Here is a 16766-nt window from a genome sequence, read left to right as displayed (position 1 = left end):
AACAGAGGAAGTTATCATGAACAAGCATTTTCCCGACAGCAACAATCCGGTCAAACTCTACGGTCTGCCCGTGTCCGGCCATGCCCATCGCGCCGAACTCATGCTGGCGTTTCTGGACATTCCCTATGAAAAGATCGACGTGGACCTGATGAATGGAGCCCACAAGAAGCCTGACTTTCTCAAACTCAACCTGTTTGGCCAGATTCCGGTGATTGACGACAATGGTGACGTTGTCTCGGATTCAAACGCAATCCTGGTCTATCTGGCTAAAAAGTACGGTGGCGGTGAGTGGTTGCCGGAAGACCCGCTTGCTGCAGCCCAGGTTCAGCGCTGGCTTTCTGTCGCCTCCAATGAAGTGTTTGCGGGCCCCAATTCGGCGCGCCTGGCCAAACTGTTCGGTATGCCGCTCGACTATGAAGTGGCGAAAACCAAGACTGAAAACCTGTTTGCGACCATGGAGCCGCACCTTCAGGTAAACGACTTCCTGGCCGGCGGCACGATCAGCGTCGCGGACGTGGCGTGTTACACCTACATATCGCATGTGCCGGAAGGTGGCGTGAGCCTGGCAGCATACCCTGCCATCAGCGCCTGGCTTGCCCGCATTGAAGCCCATCCCGGTTTTGTCGGCATGGTACGCTCGCCCGAGCCGGAAGCAGCTTGAGGGGCAGGCTCAATGACAACTGACAATGTGTACCATGGAGGCGAGATCGCCGTTCAGCAACAGGCCGGCGTGCGCGATATGGCGGAGCGTCTGAGCCAGATGATTCGGCCGTTCATGCCGGACCAGCATCGAACATTCTTCGAGATGCTGCCGTTTGCGGTGGTTGGCATGACTGACGAGCACGGCAGGCCCTGGAGTACGCTGTGTGTCGGTGAACCCGGGTTTATCAGATCGCCGGACGACACAACCCTGCGAATCGCTTCTGCGCCGCTGCTGGCGCAGGAGCTTGGGCTACAGGTGAAATCGGGTGATAAAGTCGGGTTGCTGGGCATCGAGCTTCCGACCCGGCGCCGCAACCGGATGAACGGAGTTGTCGCGGACGCCGGCGCAGACGGTTTCGCGGTGCACGTGGAGCAGAGCTTCGGCAATTGTCCGCAATATATTCAGACACGGTCAGTCGAGCCGCGTGGGGCAGGCTCGGCAGGCAGTGCCGGTGAAGTTCGGCGCAGCGAAACCCTCACCGGTGAAGCTGTTGATCTCATCAGACAGGCAGATACATTTTACATCTCGTCGCGCACCAGTGAATTTTCGACCCGGCCGAGTTCGGGTATTGATGTATCCCACCGTGGTGGCCGGCCCGGCTTCGTCCACGTCGCTACGGGTAACACGCTGACATTCCCGGATTTTTCCGGCAACAGGCTGTTCAATACACTGGGCAACATCGCCGATGACGGACGTGTCGGTATGGTGTTTCCAGACTTTGAAACCGGAGACCTGTTGTCGCTGACCGGGACTGCCCGGATCGTCTGGGACGGCGAGCGCCTGGAAGGTTTTGATGGTGCGCAGCGGCTGGTGGATGTGCAGGTGGACGTGATGGTTCACGCCCGCTGCGTGCTGTCATTGGCGGGCGCCCTGATAGAGCAATCACCAAAACTGGTCAGGACCGGCGTCTGGCAGTAGCGCGGCATTTCGATAATCCGGCTCTGTTTGGACTAACTGGTCTTTTCCCTGACAATCTCCCTGAGGCGCCGTCATACATGGCATCGGCAGCCGGCCCGAATTTATCAACTGTGCCGATTTTGTGTCGCTAATTACCTTTGGTTATGTTAGTAATTTCGCTCATTAGGCTGATTTTTGACACATTGGTGCCTTCGGGGAGCACCTTGGATAGTTGTCTGTTGAGGGTGTGTTTTCATGAATGAAAGTTCAATGAAGAGATCCGGAAGCGAAGTGGGCAGCTTCCGCGCGTCGATGCAGAAGAAATTCGTTCGCTATGGCGAGAAGTTCAGCCGCCGGCTGGGCACTTTCCTTGCGGCCCAGTCTGCGATCCCGACTACACCCTATATAGACTGGCACCATATTCCCGAATTCAAGTATCTCATCGACAATACCGACAAGATACGTGAAGAGGTCAGGGGCATCCTTCAACATCGCGAGCATCTGCCGCAATGGCATGAATTGTCGAGTGATCAGCGCACCTTCAAGAACACTCGCGACTGGAAGATGTTCATGTTGTTCGGTTTCCGTAACCGGCTGAACAAGAATTGCGCCAAGGCTCCTGTCACTGCGGAAATGCTGGCGAAAATTCCAGGCATGCAGACGGCTTGGTTTTCGATTCTGGGCCCGCAGTCTCACATCAAGGCGCACAAGGGCGTGACCAAGGGCATATTGACCTGCCACTTGCCGCTCATCGTGCCCGAAGACAGGGACAACATTGCCATTCGGGTGGACAATGACGTGTTGCACTGGAAAGAGGGTGAGATGGTGATCCTCGACGATACCTATCTCCACGATTCCTGGAACAAGTCGGATGAAGAGCGGGTGAACCTGATTGTTCACGTCGACCGGCCAATGCGCTGGCGTGGCCGTATGCTGCACAACTTCTTCTGCTGGGTTTTGAAAAAAAGTTCCTTTTTCAAGGAACCGCGCAAGAACATGACGGATTTTGAGGACCATTTTGAAGCGGTCACCATGCGGGCCAATGAAACGCTGGAGAAAATGAGCACTTCGGGCAACAAGTAAACCAACCATCGGCCATCTGGCCGATCGAACCACAAAACCAACGACAGCAGACTAACTGCTGCGAGGGAAGCAGGAACAGATGAAGAAAAACGGCTTGCAGCTGTGCGCAGCATTGTGCCTGGGGTTGGGCTTGTCACTCGCCGGACCGGCAGGCGCCGAGCCCGTGTCGGTATCGGTGACCACGGCGTCTCAGTATCAGTTCACCAGGATCGATCGCGGCATCCCGCCGGCCCCGGGTGCCGACGACCTTTCCATGCACAGTGCGATTTCCGAAACCGCCGTGCAGATCAGGCCCTATGGCAGCCCGTTCGATTTTCAGGCTGACGTGTCGATTGCCAACAACTGGTTTTCCGGCGACTGGTCCGGTCAGCAGACCACCGACTGGCATCTGGGGATGGCGTTTTATGCGCGCGATCCCAACTGGGGCATTGTCGGAATTGAAGCGGCAATCGGTGACCTTGAAGGGGTTTCGTCGCCGACCGCAAAATCATCATCTGATCTGCGCCGCATCGGGGTGCGGGCCGACTACTTCTGGAATGACCATGTCACGTCCATCAACCGGGTCGGCTATGTTGATCTGCAAGGTCCGGTATACGACATGCACGGCCTGTACGGTAATGCCGGCGTCAACTGGTATCTGACCGAAAACTTTGCCGCCAAGATCGATTTTGACTATGCGCTGCTGACCGTCACCAACCAGCCTGAGCTGGAGCTGTGGGCGACCACTGTCGAGGTGGAGTATCTGGCAGGCCAGGTGTTCGGCACCGATGCGGCATTGTTTGCCGGCGCGCGCATGTCTGAATTTGAAACCGGCGGGCCATGGTATAATGAGTTCCAGGGTTTCGGCGGTCTGCGCATGTATTTTGGCAGCGCAACCACCTTGCGTGACCATCACCGTTCCGGCCCGCAGGAGAACAATTCGGTCGTTCTGGAACGCCTGCCGTTCGCCATGCCTTACTAGAGCAAACCGGTTCAGATCACCCGTTAGTCCAGCTCAATCTTGCCGCTGCGTTTTTTCTTGATGGATCCGCGCTTGGTCTTCGCGTCCAGCCTGCGTTTCTTCGACCCCAGCGTCGGTCGCGTGGCAATGCGCCTGCGCGGAACATGGGAGGCGGTTGTGATGATTTCCTTTAGGCGCTCCAGCGCATCGCGCCGGTTGGCCTCCTGCGTGCGATGGCGTGCGGCAACCAGTATGAGCTCACCGTCATTGGTCAGCCGGCTGTCACCGCTGGCGAGAATTTTCTGACGTACGCGGTCCGGCAGGGAGCGCGACCGGCGGACGTCAAACCTCAACTGAACGGCTGTTGAGACCTTGTTGACATTCTGCCCTCCAGGTCCGCTTGAACGGATGAACTTTTCCTCCAGCTCATCATCGAAGAGCCAGATGCTGTTGGTGATCTGAATTCGTGCCATGGTAGCGTTGCTGTCGTACTTCCAGCTTGTCCAGCGTCCGGTATTCAAAGCCACCGGCGTCGTGCAGTTGTTGGGCTTGCTTGTAAGGTAGCCCGATTTTGTGCCTTAATCCAAATTCCGTCTACGCAGGAAAAGAATCTCCCTTTCGCTCAGAACTCACCGAACAGGCACATGGCTCCATGGACTCTGCTTCTGACAATTTCAAGTTGATCGGGGAGGCGCTGGCGGAGGCGCAGCAGACCGTCAGGGCTTATGACACCAAGGCGCAGATTGTCGGTGTCGGTTACATCTTTGCACTTCGCGTCGTCTTCGGGTTGGGTGAACTTTTGCCACAGGCGGAGCGCAGTGACATCTTGCTGGTTGTTGTCGGGTGGACAATTGTCATCTTACCCATTTTGTTGTTCGGCTTTGTCCTGTATCCGACCCGTAAGTCAGCGGCTGAACTGGCTTCCCTGGATGGCCGCTCTCGCGGACTGTTGTACTTCTCTCCCGGCAGGCACGCGTCAATAAAAAGCTATCTCGACGAACTGGGCCAGGCAGACGCCACGGTCGAACGCACGCGGGAACTTTTTATCGTCACCGAGCTTCGTGAACTGAAGCGCAAGAGGTTTCTGCGCGCGCTGTTCGCTGCCGGGCTGGCTTTCATAGTGCTTTTCGGCGGGCAGCTCTGGCGCGGCGTAGTGGCGGCCTGATTTCACTCGCCTGTGTTCTCGCCAGTCAATTGCCATTTAAAACTGATAGTGCGACAGTTTGGGAAACGGGATTCTTTCGCTAAACCGGGGTCAGTTCAAATGAAGCGGTCAATAATTGTTTTGTGTTGCATGTTGCTCCTGGTCGCGTGCGACGAGAATACGGCTACTGAAAATATCGAACCGCCTGTGCGCGGGCTGAAGACGCTGATGATCAAGGAAGTCGAGGAGACCACAGTACGGCGGTTTCCAAGCGTGCTGCAGCCATCATCCACTTCCGTGCTGTCGTTTGAGATTTCCGGCAGGCTGGAGGAAGTCAATCTGGATGTCGGGCAACGTGTTTCAAAGGGTGATGTGCTTGCCCAGGTTGACCCCAGGTCCCTCGACCTGCAGGTGGAAACAGCAAAGGCTGCTCTCGCGGAAGCCGAATCCCGGGCCCGCAACGCGGCAACCAACCTGAAACGGAAACAGGAGCTTCTGAAGAAGAAGGTCATTGCGCAAGCCGCGCTTGACGAAGCCAAAACCGAAGCCGACACAACAGCATCACAGGTATTACAGGCCAAACGCAGTCTAGATACTGCACAAGAGAACCTGACCAAGGCGGCACTGGTTGCGCCGTTTGACGGTATACTGAATTCTGTAGAAGTGCAGTCCTTTACCAACGTATCGCCGGGCGGACCAGTCGCAACCCTGTATGCGGCGGATGATTTCGAAGCCAGTTTTTCGGTCAGCTTTGACATCGTGAACCGGTTGGTCGTGGGCAAGAAGGTTGTAGTGCGCCTGGCCGACAATCCGTCCGTGGTGCTGGCTGGCCATATTGGTGAACTGGGTGCCCGCGCCGACACGGTTTCTTCATTTCCGGTAGTTGTGAAACTCGATGAAACCGACCCATCGATCAAGGCCGGAATGGCTGTTGAAGTCGCCATGGAATTTGCGGTTCCCAGCGGGCAGGGCTTCAGCCTGCCGTTGTCGGTGTTGCCGTTTGACGGGAAACTGGTCAACGGCAAGGCGCCGGACGATCCGGGCAAGACAACGGTTTTCGTGTTCGATCCGGACAAGAGCACCGTGCACCGGCGTGAGGTCAGTGTCGGTGGTGTCAGGGAAAACTCGATTATCATTGTCGAGGGTCTGAAGCTGGGCGAACGCGTCGCTGTTGCCGGGGTGTCTTTCCTGCGGGAGGGACAGAAAGTCAAACTGCTTCCTGACGCGCGGTAACAGGAGCAAAACATGAATTCGCTTACCGCTCTTGGCATCAACAAGTCCCGCCTTACCATTCTCGTCATGATCGGCCTGATCGTGCAGGGATTGCTCGTTTATGTCGGGATACCGAAACGTGAAAACCCTGCCATTACAATTCGCAACGCCCAGATTACGGCTCAGTTCCCGGGCATGTCTCCAGATCGTATGGAAGACCTGATCGTCGTTCCCATCGAACGCAAGGCGCGGGAGATCGGTGAGATCGAGGATATCAATGCCCTGGTCACCACCGGCAGCACGGTAATCACGCTGACAACCTATGATAGCGTGTCGAAGCAGGACCTCGATGCGGTGTTCCAGGACATCCGCAACCGTATGGAGGATGTTAAGACGGAATTGCCCGAAGGCACCCTGGGTCCGTTCGTGAACACGAACTATGGCGACGTGGCAATCTCGACTATTGCGGTTACCGGAGAAGGCTTCTCCTATGCCGATATCAAGTCGTCGTCAGATGATCTGCGCACCCATCTGTACACGGTGGAAGGGGTCTCCAAAGTCTCGCTGTTCGGAGTTCAGGAAGAACGCGTATGGCTGGAAATCGACTCCCGCAAACTGGCCGCGGTTGGTGTCCAGTTGCCGCAGGTGCTGCAGGATCTGGAGAAGCAGAATGTCATTCTCCCGGCAGGCCAGCTTGATGCAAACGGCACCACCTTGATCCTGGAAGCAAACGGAGACCTGGGGTCGGTTGACGAGGTCGGCGATATCCTCACCAAGGTAGAAGGCCTGAGCGGGTTTGTTCGTTTGAAAGACCTGATGACGGTTCGCCGCGGTTATGTCGATCCTGCGACCAAGCCGGTTTACTTCAATGGCCGGCCCGCGATCATGGTCAGCGTCGAGATGTCGGACAGCGAAGACATCCAGCAAATCGGCAAGAGGTTGCAGGACTCTGTCGCGGTCTTTGAGCAAAGGCAGCCAATCGGAATTTCCTATGCCTTCTCCACCTACCAGGAAACCAACGTTACCGCGTCGATCAACAGCGCGCTGTCCAATGTTGTGCAGACGTTTATTGTCGTCGTGCTGGTGCTGCTGATTTTCCTGGGTTTGCGGGCCTCCATGATCATTGCCTGCATTGTCCCGTTCACGGTGACGTTTGCGCTGGCTGGGATGCGGTTTCTGGAAATCGACCTGCAACAGATATCTATTGCGGCGGTGATCATCTCGCTTGGGCTTCTGGTCGACAATGGCCTCGTGGTTGTTGAAGACATACAGCGCCGGATAAGTGAGGGCGATGACCCGAAACAAGCTGCACTCACCGCCGGCAAGCAGTTCTTCACGCCATTGGGTGTTGCTTCCATCACCACGGTGTCGGCCTTCGTGCCGATGCTGATCCTGGAAGGTACCGAAGGAGAGTTTGCGTTTTCGCTCGGTGCCGTGGTCGGCGTCATGCTGTTGGGGTCCTGGCTCACCGCCATGTATATCCTGCCGGCAATGAGCGTCTGGTTTGCCAGGAAAAAGGCCGACAAGGCAGCCGGCAAGCAGGGTTTTCTGGTTCGCCTGTACGGAACCGCGGTGGCCAGGAGCCTGATGTTTGCACCGCTGGTCATACTGCTCACATATGGCGCCGTGGTCGGGTCCATGACGCTGTTTTCAGGTGTCAAAAGAGAAATGTTTCCATTGGCAGAGCGGGCCGAATACCTGATCTACCTGGATATGCCGAAGGGCACTTCAATCAGCCGCACCCGGCAGGAAGCGCTGGCGGTGGAGAAATGGCTGCTGGACAAGGAAGCCAATCCGGAGGTTCGCAACACCACTGTGTTCGTGGGCGACGGCGGCCCGAGGTTCTATCTTGCCCTGAACCCGGCCGACACCAATCCGGCCAGCGCCTTCATTCTGGTGAACACCAACGAATTTGACGGTGCGGTCACCGGGGCGAAGCGGGCGCAGGACTATCTGCTGGAAAACCATCCAGCCGGCCGCTTCAAGGTCAAGCGGCTGTCGATGGGCGGCGGTGAATCCGGTATTGTTGAAATCGAAATCAGCGGGCCCGATGCGGAGCGGCTTCTGGATATGGCCCAGAAGGTTGAGCTGGGTTTTGCCGAGATACCCGGCATTGTCCAGAATGAGAACGACTGGGGCAACAAGAGCCTCAAGATGATCATCAACATAGCTCAGGACAAGGCCCGTGAACTTGGTGTCACGTCGGAGGATATCTCCAACATCATGAACACGTTTTTCTCCGGCACCACCTATTCGACCTACCGCGAAGGGACGGAGTCGATTCCGATCGTGGTGCGGGCCGGGGAGGGCTACCGCGACAGTCTTGAAGACCTGGCCAATCTGTCAATCTCTGCCGGTGGGCGCCTGATATCGCTGGACCAGATCGCGACTTTCCAGCCAAGGCTGGAGTATTCGCAGCTGCGCCGGGAAAACCAGGTGCGCACCATCAAGATTTTTGGCAAGAGCGACACCCTGGCCGCCAATGAAGTTGTCGCACTGTTGCAGCCGACCCTTGACGGGTTGAAGCTCGGTGACGATTACAAACTCAACATCGGTGGCGAGACCGAGAATTCGTCCAAGGTGAACAAGCTTCTCCTGGGCGGCATGCCGGCGGCATTGGGCATCATGCTGGTTGCGCTGATGTTCCAGTTCAACTCGATCAGGCGGGTCTTGTTGACCTTCATGACCATTCCGCTGATCGTTATCGGCGCCCCGATTGCACTGCTGCTGACCGGTGAGCCTCTTTCGTTCTTTGCCATCCTGGGCATGATTTCGCTGGCCGGTATCATCATCAACAATGCGATTGTGCTGATAGACCAGATAGACATAGAGCGTGAGACACTGTCGTTGAAGGAGGCCGTGGTTGAGGCGTCGACAAAACGGGTAACGCCGATTTTGCTGACATCTCTGACCACCATTCTCGGGCTGATGCCGATGGCGATAAATGGCGGTGCACTGTTCGAACCCATGGCGACCCTGATGATCGGCGGCCTGGCATTTTCATCACTGCTGACGCTGTTCTTTGTGCCGGGTGGTTACTTCCTGCTGTTTGGCGGGTTCTCCAGGTCAAAGTAGACGAGGCAAATGCAACCGGGGGCGTGATTATTCTGTCGCCGCCAGCTTGTCCTGCGTTCTGGTTTCAAAGTCGCTGGCGTCGTGGCGTTCGTGCAACTGCTGGTCCGGCCTGCCTGATACCCGGTTTACAATCCGTCCGCGTTTTACCGCCGGGCGCACCGCGATCTGGTTGTTCCAGCGCATGACATGGGTGTACTCATGCGCACTCAGAAACTCTGCGGCTTGATAGACCCTGTTGGCCACAAGCGCGCCGTACCAGGGCCAGATGGCCATGTCGGCAATGGTGAAATCGTCGCCGCACATGAACTGTTTGTCCGCCAGGTGCCGGTCGAGCACGTCAAGCTGGCGCTTGACCTCCATGGCGTAGCGGTCGATCGGGTACTCATACTTGTCGGGCGAATAGGAATAGAAGTGGCCAAATCCGCCACCAAGGTAGGGCGTGCTGCCCATTTGCCAGAACAACCATGACAGGCACTCGGTTCTCGCGGTGAAGTCCGTGGGCAAAAATGCGTCAAACTTCTCGGCCAGGTACAACAGGATGGCCCCGGACTCGAACACCCGTGTGGGTGTTGGTGTGCTGTGATCCACCAGGGCAGGAATCTTGGAGTTCGGGTTTATCTCGACAAACCCGCTGCCGAACTGGTCACCCTTTCTGATCCGGATCAGGTGTGCGTCATATTCGGCACCCGAATGCCCAAGTGCCAGCAGTTCCTCCAGCATGACCGTGACCTTCACGCCATTGGGCGTGGCCAGGGAATAAAGTTGCAGCGGATGCTTTCCGACCGGCAGCTCATGGTCGTGGGTCGAACCGGCAACCGGACGGTTCAGGCTGCCCCAGGTACCGCCCATCTCCTTGTTCCATTTCCAGACTTTCGGGGGCGTGTAAACAGGGTCAGTCATGGATAACTTTCAGTGCGTTGAGCTGTTGTTGTCGTGAGGCAGCGCTGATGACAAGGCATAACGCCTCACCACCGCGGATCGGTTGGATTGCAGCCGGATTGAGAGGCTGGCAGTTACTGTTCCTTGGGCATCTGGCACCCGGGTGTCGAGTGCGACAGTGCCACTTCCTCATCGGTCATGTAATCGGGCACGGCTTCAAATAGTGGTGATGACAGATACCGTTCCCCGGTATCCGGCAGCATGCACAGGATGACGGTACCTTCCGGCGCCGTCTCGGCGATCTGTACGGCAATGGCGAATGTCGAGCCGCCCGAGACACCGGTGAAGACGCCTTCCTGCTGAGCCAGCTTGCGTGACCACTCCATGCCGACAGGTCCGGCCACCGGGATCAGGTCGTCATAGTATTTTCCGTCGATTGCTTCCTGCAGCACCAGCGGAATGAAATCAGGCGTCCAGCCCTGGATCGGATGCGGCTCAAACGCCGGGTGGCTGTGTGCCGGTTGCCCGGTTTCATTGCGGCCCTGGGCGGTGCCGGATCCGATGAGCTGGGCATTGGCAGGCTCGGACAGGATGATGTTTGTGTCGGGCCGCTCCTTGCGCAGTACGCGCCCAATGCCTGCAACCGTTCCGCCGGTACCGTAACCGGTAACAACATAGTCGAGCCGGTCACCGTCAAAGTCCGCCATGATCTCGCGCGCCGTGGTGTTTTCATGGATCGTCGCATTGGCTGCCGTCTCGAACTGGCTTGCCAGGAACCAGCCGTTTGCGTCGGCCAGTTCCACTGCCTTGTTGTACATGCCGAAACCCTTTTCGGCCTTCGGCGTCAGCACAACCTTGGCGCCGAGAAACCGCATCAGCTTGCGCCGTTCAACAGAAAAGCTCTCCGCCATGGTAATCACCAGCGGATATCCCTTGGCAGCACACACCATGGCCAGGCCGATGCCGGTATTGCCACTGGTTGCCTCGACGACTGTCTGTCCCGGTTTCAATGCGCCGGAGCGTTCTGCTTCTTCAATGATCGACACCGCAAGACGGTCTTTTACCGACGCTGCCGGATTGAACGCTTCCGCCTTTACATAGAGCCTGACTCCCTCCGGGGCCAATCTGTTGATGCGCACGCACGGCGTATCGCCGATCGTGTCCAGTATGTTGTCATACAGTCGGCCGCGGCCCTTGGTGGTGCGTGATGATGTCATGGATAGGGTCTCTCAAGTCGAGGGGTGGCTACTCTTCTGACGCTGATCCTATCAGCCTTGCCATTCAAGGCCAATGTGGAAACGTCATACGCATCGGAGGGTTGCAATCGGTGCGTTTGCAAGTTTTCGGTGTATCGCTTAATGCTCTGGTTCTCGTCAACTAATTCCACCACCGGACTGCTCGCACATGCTGCATATTCTGGGTCTGATACTGCCGCTGTTCGGTCTGATCGTGATCGGTTTCGTGACGGCGCGCATCACCCGTCAGCCGCTCGAAGAGGCCGGTTGGCTCAACACGTTCATCATCTACATCGCACTGCCGGCCCTGTTCTTCAAGCTGCTGTCGAAGACACCGGTGGAGCAACTGGCAAGCTGGGAGTTCATCGCGTCCAATATCCTCGTGACTTATGTGATTTTCATTTTCACGTTCGTCCTGGGCCTTGTCGCAAGCCGCGGCAATATAGCAGAAGGCACGATACAGGGACTGGCAGGTGCGTATGGCAATATCGGCTATATGGGCCCGGCGATTGCCATTCTGGCCCTGGGTGAAAAGGCAGCCATTCCGGTTGCGATCATATTCTGTTTTGAAAACATCCTGCATTTTGCCCTGGCGCCGGCGCTGATCGCAGTATCGGGCAACCGGAAACAGTCTGCCGGCAGCCTGGTTGTGGATGTGCTGCGAAAGATACTGTTTCACCCGTTTATTCTCGCTACGGCGGTCGGTGTTTCTTTTGCCGTTCTGGAGTGGCAGGCGCCGCTGCCTCTTGAACGCCTGATCGATTATCTGGCCCAGGCGGCCGCGCCATGTGCGCTGTTTGCCATGGGTGTAACCCTGGCATTGCGGCCGCTCAAGCGGGCGCCGCTGGCGCTGGGTTACATTGTGCCCATCAAGCTGGTCGTGCATCCCGCAGCCATGTATTTCGTGTTGAGCTATGTCGGCAATTTCGAGCCGGTATGGGTGTTCACGGCAGTGTTGCTGGCCGCTCTGCCGACAGCGACCAACGTTTTTGTCATTGCACAGCAGTATGGTGTCTGGGTTGAGCGCGCCACTGCCTGCGTTCTGGTTACAACCATGGTATCGGTGCTCACCGTTTCAGCATTGCTTTACGGGGTCACCACAGGGCTGCTGCCGCCTGACTGGTGGCCCGCCACCTAGGTGGGCGAACCGGTTTTCCCGATCCGCCCGCGCCTGGTTCGCGTCAGCCAATCAGGCTGTTTGGACATTGGACCCGAAATACATGAATTCACGGTCCATGCCGGCGACGTCGCTTGCCGCCAGTTTCATGGAAGGCCCGTCCAGCATCTTGAAGCTCTTCTGGCTTTTGACCCACTCGTCCGCCGGTTGCAGTGTCGACAGGGTGTAGGTGGTCGCTTCACCCAAATAGTGTGTCGGGATGACAATCTTCGGCTTGAGGCGCTCCACGATGGCATTGCCCTGATCATAGGACAGGATATGCTGTGACCCGTCGATCGGCAGGGTGAGGACATCGATCTTGCCGATAGCCGCCCAGAACTCCTCCGGCGGATTGTGCCGGTTGTCACCCCAGATCAGGGTCCGGATACCGCCTGTCTCGATGACATAGGTCACCATGTCCATGTGACCCGGATTGTTGGGCGGGCAGGCCTCGACACCAAATTCCTTCAGCGCGTCGGTCCAGGGATACCAGCCCGGTGCCACACAGGCATGCTTGTCGGCAATTCCGGTGATCTTCAAATCGGCAAACTCGAAGTTACCGGCCATCCGGTCCAGCACCATTGTCGACTGCGGACGGTCGATGGCATCATGATCGAAGTGGGTGTGTGTCGACATGGTTATGTCGACAAGGGTCTCGGGGAACTTGTTCTTGAACCACAGGCCCCACGCGCCCGACGGGTCGTCCCGCCACGGGTCAAGCATGATGGATGCGCCGCCGGGCGAGGTGATTTTGAACGCGCAATGACCGTAATAATCGATCGTCACTTCACCTGCCGGGAAGTCTTTTTTCGCCTGAAGCTCGAGAATGTGATTGTTGTTGCCGGACTGGGTCCAATCGGTCGACTGGGCGGCGGCCTGGCCTGAACTGCCGACGGAAGCGGCAATGCCGACACCTGCGGCACCTGCTGCCATGAAGAAGGACCGGCGCGACAGACCGGGCGCCAGTTGATCCTTGTGACCGTTCAATAAGGTGGGTTTTAGATCTTTCTTGTCCATAGTCATTCCTCCTGTTGGGCCGTCTGCCACCTGCCGCATCGCAGGCTGCAGTCAAAGCCTAACAGTGAACGAACATGCCGCTCCTATGGGTAAAGTACGGGGCTAATATGGGGGCAATCCCCATATTCCTGCATCCTATTGCAGTCGCGAAGACAGGTAGTTGCGCAGGTTCACCGGTTGCCGGCCAAGGCCGAGTTTCTTGCGGATATTGTTGCGGTGGAAATCGATTGTACTGGTGCCGCGCGACATGATCCGCGCGATGTCCTTGGTGGTTCTGCCCTGCACAATCATCTGGGCGATTTCTGATTCCGTCGGTGTCAGTGGCTCAAGAGCCGATACCATCTGCCCGGCCAGCGGTGATGTGATTGTCTTGAGGTTGGATTCCAGAACGGCAAGATAGGCGCCTGCGGCCGGGTCGTCTGCGATCTGCGACTTCAGTCGCGACAGCTGCGGCAGGATCAGGCTGTCGATCTGGCGTGACAGCTCAGCGTCCTGTTCGGCCCTGGCGGTTTCAACGCGCTCCAGCAACACCCGCAATGCCGTATTGGCCTCACTCAGTTGCCTCGTGCGTCTTTCAACCCGCGTTTCCAACTGTTCCAGCGTATTCTTGAGTTCCTGTTCCACCGTCTTGCGGCGCTCGATTTCAGTCAGCAGGGCCAGGTCGGTTTCCACCACTCCCTTGAATTCCCCGATCAGGTTCCGGCATTCCACGGCATGGTCATTTTCCTGCCGGTCCAGAATGCAGATCGTGCCGAATACACTTCCGTCCGGCCAGTACAACGGGTAACCGACGTAAAACGTCATGCCGAATTCCAGGTCGTCATTGTTGCACCACCTGGCTTGCTTGCGTGCATCGGTGACCACCAGTTCGTCTCCGGCCTCCAGCACGCCCTGACAATACAGGTTTTCGTTCAGAACAAAGGATTGGCCGACCTCGTACGGGTTTTCGCCGCTCTGGTTTGCCACCAGCACCGAATGGCTTGGCGCGCTGGTTTTCATGATCAGGCTGGCCGGCACCCTGGTCACGCTGGACATGAGGTCGACGACACGCTGCCATTTTCCCAGTATGGACGATGAAATCTTGGGTTTGTTCTGCATCACAGGCGGCCTCCGGAACTGACGAGGCTTACTCTAGGATGAGAACTGCCGACCTAGAAAGGGACTTGAGCGCAAAATGTTTCCACCGCACCGCCCGTGGGGTGCCGGACCGTGAGCGTGTGGGCATGCAGCATCAGCCGTGACGCGGCAGCGGCATCACCATAAAGCGGATCTCCGAGTATCGGGTGCCCGATCTCCTTCAGGTGAACGCGCAACTGATGGGACCTGCCGGTGTGCGGGGCCAGCTCCAGGTGGCTCGATGTGGCAGTGCGCGACAGCACGCGCCACCGGGTCAGGGCCGGCTTGCCGGTTTCATGACACACCTTCTGCAGCGGTCTGTTCGGCCAGTCGGCAATCAGCGGCAGGTCGATTTCGCCGTCATCCGCCTGTACCTGACCCGATACGATGGCCCGGTAGGTCTTGGACAGGTGCCTGCGTTCAAACTGCAGACCCAGGTGCCGTTGTGCGACGGCGTTCATCGCCATGATGAATACACCTGACGTGTCGCGATCCAGCCTGTGTACCGTCAAAGCATCGGGATGCACCTTGCGCACGCGGGCTTCCAGGCAATCCGCCAGACCAGCGCCTTTACCTGGAACCGACAAAAGCCCGGACGGCTTGTCCACCACCAGCAGATCGTCGTCCTTGTGGATTACACTGAGGCCGGTATCTGCCGGCGGACGGTACACTTCTCCGTTCATGACTTGCGCAAGGCCAGCCACGCACATGCAGACGCAATCAGCACGATGACGATGTTGAGCAGGCCAATTGCCGGTATGGTGATGCCGGCGTCGAACATGGCGCCGTACAGGGCAGGGGACATGGCGCTGGCAAATATCATGACTGCCGTGGCAACGGCCTTGATCGCACCCAGGTGCTGCACACCGTAGACTTCCGCCCAGAATGGCGCGGTGACAGCACTGGTCATGCCGGCGGCAGCGCCAAACGAGATGAGCACGCCGACTATCCAGGCATCGTGGTTTCCCGCCATCAAGCTTGCCCCGCCCATGACCATCGGCAATGTGAACAGCGGCATCAGCGAACGGGCACCGTTCTTGTCGACCATGATGCCTGCCAGCATGGAAAACACGATCGACGAGGCAGCGTATGCCATCAGCAGCAGGTACCAGGTTTCCAGTTGCCAGCCTTTTGACACGACGATGTGCTGGTGATGAAACATCAAGCCGGTGTTGAGGAACGACGGCGCCAGCACGACAGGCAGCACACCGTAGAACCGGGGATCGCGCAGCATCTCTGCCCTGGTCCATTGCCGCTGGGTCCTGGAGAACAGCTCGGAGGCCGTGTCCGCTTCCAGGATAGACATACGGTCCAGGTAACGCCCATGGCGACGGCGGTGGTCTGCAATCAGCAGCAGCAGCAGCGGCAGCACGATGCACGCTGCAACAAGACCAAGCACATACCATGACTGGCGCCAGCCAATTGCCACGATCAAGGCCGAAATGGTGATGGGCAGGGTGGCCTCGGCAAGCGTGAAGCCCTGGTTGACTATGGCCGATGCCTTGCCGCGTACGGTCTGGTAATAGCGGTTCACTGATGTCACGGCGATGTGGCTCATAAGGCCCTGACCGAAGTGGCGCAGCAGAAACAGTGCCAGCAGGAGTGTAAGCCATCCGGTGCTGCTGCCGGCCACCATGCAAGCAAGGCAAAGTCCTATGGTGGTGACACCAAACACGACGCGAAGATCATACCGGTCGATCAGCTTGCCCGACCACAGAATGACCACAGCACTTGCCAGTGTTGCCATCATGTATGCGGTGCCGAACTCGCCATGGCTGAGACTGAAGGCGGCGCGAATGTCGGCATTGAACAGGGATATGACGAGGGTTTGGCCTGGCGCGGACGCCAGCGAAGCCAGCGTGCCGAACAACAGCAACCGCCAGTCGCTCAGCAGTTCAGAGCGCTTGCCGCCAACGTCTGTCATGGATGAAGAGCCTGTGCGTTTTCAGATGCGGGGAAACTGACTCAGGACTCAAGGGTTGGCAAGCCTCAACGCTCACCAGTTGCAGATCATATCGAATTGAGCAGGGGACTATGCAGGTATGTGCTTTGCAGTCGGGTAAATTGCATAAGCCCTGGCAGGGTCGGTTTGCTTCGACAGCGGCTTGTTTTGCGGTCCGAATTGCTCCGCAGAACCAACAACACCATTCGACGTGGCGGAATTAGGTGTCATGGCCAGCAGAACCAGGGCCAGCATGCAGATCATGCATATGCCAAACTTAGAAAATCCGTCCATTGCCCCGCCCCGCTTCCAGAATCAGAAACCCGTTTGCGAAGTATAGGACGTATACTGGTTACCGAAAAGTTAA

Annotated in this window: 16 protein-coding genes; 8 read left to right on the top strand and 8 right to left on the bottom strand. The window is 57.5% G+C overall.

Features of this window, described 5'->3' with window-relative positions:
- The first annotated feature begins 16 nt into the window (after window positions 1-16).
- The 4 genes from DHN55_RS20545 to DHN55_RS20530 all read left to right on the top strand — a co-directional run bounded on the left by DHN55_RS20545 (window position 17) and on the right by DHN55_RS20530 (window position 3644).
- Window positions 17-661 carry a glutathione S-transferase N-terminal domain-containing protein gene (locus DHN55_RS20545; RefSeq protein WP_108883429.1) on the top strand — a complete coding sequence of 215 codons (645 nt, stop codon included), beginning with the start codon at window positions 17-19 and terminating at the stop codon, window positions 659-661.
- A gap of 12 nt (window positions 662-673) precedes the next feature.
- Entirely contained in the window at window positions 674-1621 is a 948-nt protein-coding gene (locus DHN55_RS20540; RefSeq protein WP_108883428.1) for a pyridoxamine 5'-phosphate oxidase family protein, read from the top strand.
- A gap of 249 nt (window positions 1622-1870) precedes the next feature.
- A complete protein-coding gene (locus DHN55_RS20535) occupies window positions 1871-2683 on the top strand; it encodes an aspartyl/asparaginyl beta-hydroxylase domain-containing protein (protein WP_337660611.1) in 813 nt (270 codons plus the stop codon).
- 79 nt (window positions 2684-2762) lie between these two features.
- Window positions 2763-3644 (top strand): hypothetical protein, encoded by an 882-nt coding sequence (locus DHN55_RS20530; protein WP_108883426.1) that lies wholly within the window; start codon window positions 2763-2765, stop codon window positions 3642-3644.
- 23 nt (window positions 3645-3667) lie between these two features.
- Here DHN55_RS20530 and arfB read toward each other — a convergent pair whose 3' ends face one another.
- The gene (arfB, locus tag DHN55_RS20525) at window positions 3668-4096 is read right to left on the bottom strand and encodes an alternative ribosome rescue aminoacyl-tRNA hydrolase ArfB (RefSeq protein WP_108883425.1); all 429 of its coding nucleotides are present in this window, start codon (window positions 4094-4096) and stop codon (window positions 3668-3670) included.
- A 179-nt stretch (window positions 4097-4275) separates the two neighbouring features.
- On the opposite strand from arfB, the gene DHN55_RS20520 reads away from it, so the two are divergent.
- The 3 genes from DHN55_RS20520 (at window position 4276) to DHN55_RS20510 (ending at window position 9054) form a co-directional block, all read left to right on the top strand.
- The gene (locus DHN55_RS20520) at window positions 4276-4788 is read left to right on the top strand and encodes a hypothetical protein (protein WP_108883424.1); all 513 of its coding nucleotides are present in this window, start codon (window positions 4276-4278) and stop codon (window positions 4786-4788) included.
- A gap of 129 nt (window positions 4789-4917) precedes the next feature.
- The gene (locus tag DHN55_RS20515) at window positions 4918-6000 is read left to right on the top strand and encodes an efflux RND transporter periplasmic adaptor subunit (protein ID WP_337660610.1); all 1083 of its coding nucleotides are present in this window, start codon (window positions 4918-4920) and stop codon (window positions 5998-6000) included.
- 12 nt (window positions 6001-6012) lie between these two features.
- On the top strand, window positions 6013-9054 hold the full coding sequence (locus tag DHN55_RS20510) for an efflux RND transporter permease subunit (RefSeq protein ID WP_108883422.1): 3042 nt from the start codon (window positions 6013-6015) through the stop codon (window positions 9052-9054).
- Between the two features lie 27 nt (window positions 9055-9081).
- Here DHN55_RS20510 and yghU read toward each other — a convergent pair whose 3' ends face one another.
- Window positions 9082-9954 (bottom strand): glutathione-dependent disulfide-bond oxidoreductase, encoded by an 873-nt coding sequence (yghU, locus tag DHN55_RS20505; protein WP_108883421.1) that lies wholly within the window; start codon window positions 9952-9954, stop codon window positions 9082-9084.
- Window positions 9955-10067: 113 nt separating this feature from the next.
- Window positions 10068-11150, bottom strand: coding sequence for a pyridoxal-phosphate dependent enzyme (locus tag DHN55_RS20500; RefSeq protein WP_108883420.1), 1083 nt, complete (start codon window positions 11148-11150; stop codon window positions 10068-10070).
- Between the two features lie 187 nt (window positions 11151-11337).
- Between DHN55_RS20500 and DHN55_RS20495 the strand changes: the two genes are divergently transcribed.
- Window positions 11338-12306 (top strand): AEC family transporter, encoded by a 969-nt coding sequence (locus DHN55_RS20495; protein WP_108883419.1) that lies wholly within the window; start codon window positions 11338-11340, stop codon window positions 12304-12306.
- A 51-nt stretch (window positions 12307-12357) separates the two neighbouring features.
- On the opposite strand, the gene DHN55_RS20490 is transcribed toward DHN55_RS20495, so the two are convergent.
- From DHN55_RS20490 to DHN55_RS20470, 5 genes are all read right to left on the bottom strand, one after another.
- Complete coding sequence (locus DHN55_RS20490; protein WP_108883418.1) at window positions 12358-13341, bottom strand: MBL fold metallo-hydrolase; 984 nt, start codon at window positions 13339-13341, stop codon at window positions 12358-12360.
- Window positions 13342-13476: 135 nt separating this feature from the next.
- Entirely contained in the window at window positions 13477-14439 is a 963-nt protein-coding gene (locus tag DHN55_RS20485) for a LuxR C-terminal-related transcriptional regulator (protein WP_108883417.1), read from the bottom strand.
- A gap of 53 nt (window positions 14440-14492) precedes the next feature.
- Complete coding sequence (locus DHN55_RS20480; protein WP_108883416.1) at window positions 14493-15140, bottom strand: RluA family pseudouridine synthase; 648 nt, start codon at window positions 15138-15140, stop codon at window positions 14493-14495.
- Window positions 15137-16381 (bottom strand): MFS transporter, encoded by a 1245-nt coding sequence (locus DHN55_RS20475; RefSeq protein WP_108883415.1) that lies wholly within the window; start codon window positions 16379-16381, stop codon window positions 15137-15139. The genes DHN55_RS20480 and DHN55_RS20475 overlap by 4 nt, the downstream gene beginning before the upstream one ends.
- Window positions 16382-16489: 108 nt before the next feature.
- On the bottom strand, window positions 16490-16693 hold the full coding sequence (locus DHN55_RS20470; protein ID WP_108883414.1) for a hypothetical protein: 204 nt from the start codon (window positions 16691-16693) through the stop codon (window positions 16490-16492).
- Between the last annotated feature and the right edge of the window lie 73 nt (window positions 16694-16766).

Source organism: Anderseniella sp. Alg231-50, assembly GCF_900149695.1.
Taxonomy (GTDB): Bacteria; Pseudomonadota; Alphaproteobacteria; order Rhizobiales; family Aestuariivirgaceae; genus Anderseniella.
This window is presented reverse-complemented; position numbering and strand designations above follow the sequence as displayed.

Bases quoted from the DNA above. Each gene is read 5' to 3' on its own strand.
- DHN55_RS20545 (WP_108883429.1), top strand. From the start codon at position 17: ATGAACAAGCATTTTCCCGACAGCAACAATCCGGTCAAACTCTACGGT.
- DHN55_RS20540 (WP_108883428.1), top strand. From the start codon at position 674: ATGACAACTGACAATGTGTACCATGGAGGCGAGATCGCCGTTCAGCAA.
- DHN55_RS20535 (WP_337660611.1), top strand. From the start codon at position 1,871: ATGAAGAGATCCGGAAGCGAAGTGGGCAGCTTCCGCGCGTCGATGCAG.
- DHN55_RS20530 (WP_108883426.1), top strand. From the start codon at position 2,763: ATGAAGAAAAACGGCTTGCAGCTGTGCGCAGCATTGTGCCTGGGGTTG.
- arfB (WP_108883425.1), bottom strand. From the start codon at position 4,096: ATGGCACGAATTCAGATCACCAACAGCATCTGGCTCTTCGATGATGAG.
- DHN55_RS20520 (WP_108883424.1), top strand. From the start codon at position 4,276: ATGGACTCTGCTTCTGACAATTTCAAGTTGATCGGGGAGGCGCTGGCG.
- DHN55_RS20515 (WP_337660610.1), top strand. From the start codon at position 4,918: ATGTTGCTCCTGGTCGCGTGCGACGAGAATACGGCTACTGAAAATATC.
- DHN55_RS20510 (WP_108883422.1), top strand. From the start codon at position 6,013: ATGAATTCGCTTACCGCTCTTGGCATCAACAAGTCCCGCCTTACCATT.
- yghU (WP_108883421.1), bottom strand. From the start codon at position 9,954: ATGACTGACCCTGTTTACACGCCCCCGAAAGTCTGGAAATGGAACAAG.
- DHN55_RS20500 (WP_108883420.1), bottom strand. From the start codon at position 11,150: ATGACATCATCACGCACCACCAAGGGCCGCGGCCGACTGTATGACAAC.
- DHN55_RS20495 (WP_108883419.1), top strand. From the start codon at position 11,338: ATGCTGCATATTCTGGGTCTGATACTGCCGCTGTTCGGTCTGATCGTG.
- DHN55_RS20490 (WP_108883418.1), bottom strand. From the start codon at position 13,341: ATGGACAAGAAAGATCTAAAACCCACCTTATTGAACGGTCACAAGGAT.
- DHN55_RS20485 (WP_108883417.1), bottom strand. From the start codon at position 14,439: ATGCAGAACAAACCCAAGATTTCATCGTCCATACTGGGAAAATGGCAG.
- DHN55_RS20480 (WP_108883416.1), bottom strand. From the start codon at position 15,140: ATGAACGGAGAAGTGTACCGTCCGCCGGCAGATACCGGCCTCAGTGTA.
- DHN55_RS20475 (WP_108883415.1), bottom strand. From the start codon at position 16,381: ATGACAGACGTTGGCGGCAAGCGCTCTGAACTGCTGAGCGACTGGCGG.
- DHN55_RS20470 (WP_108883414.1), bottom strand. From the start codon at position 16,693: ATGGACGGATTTTCTAAGTTTGGCATATGCATGATCTGCATGCTGGCC.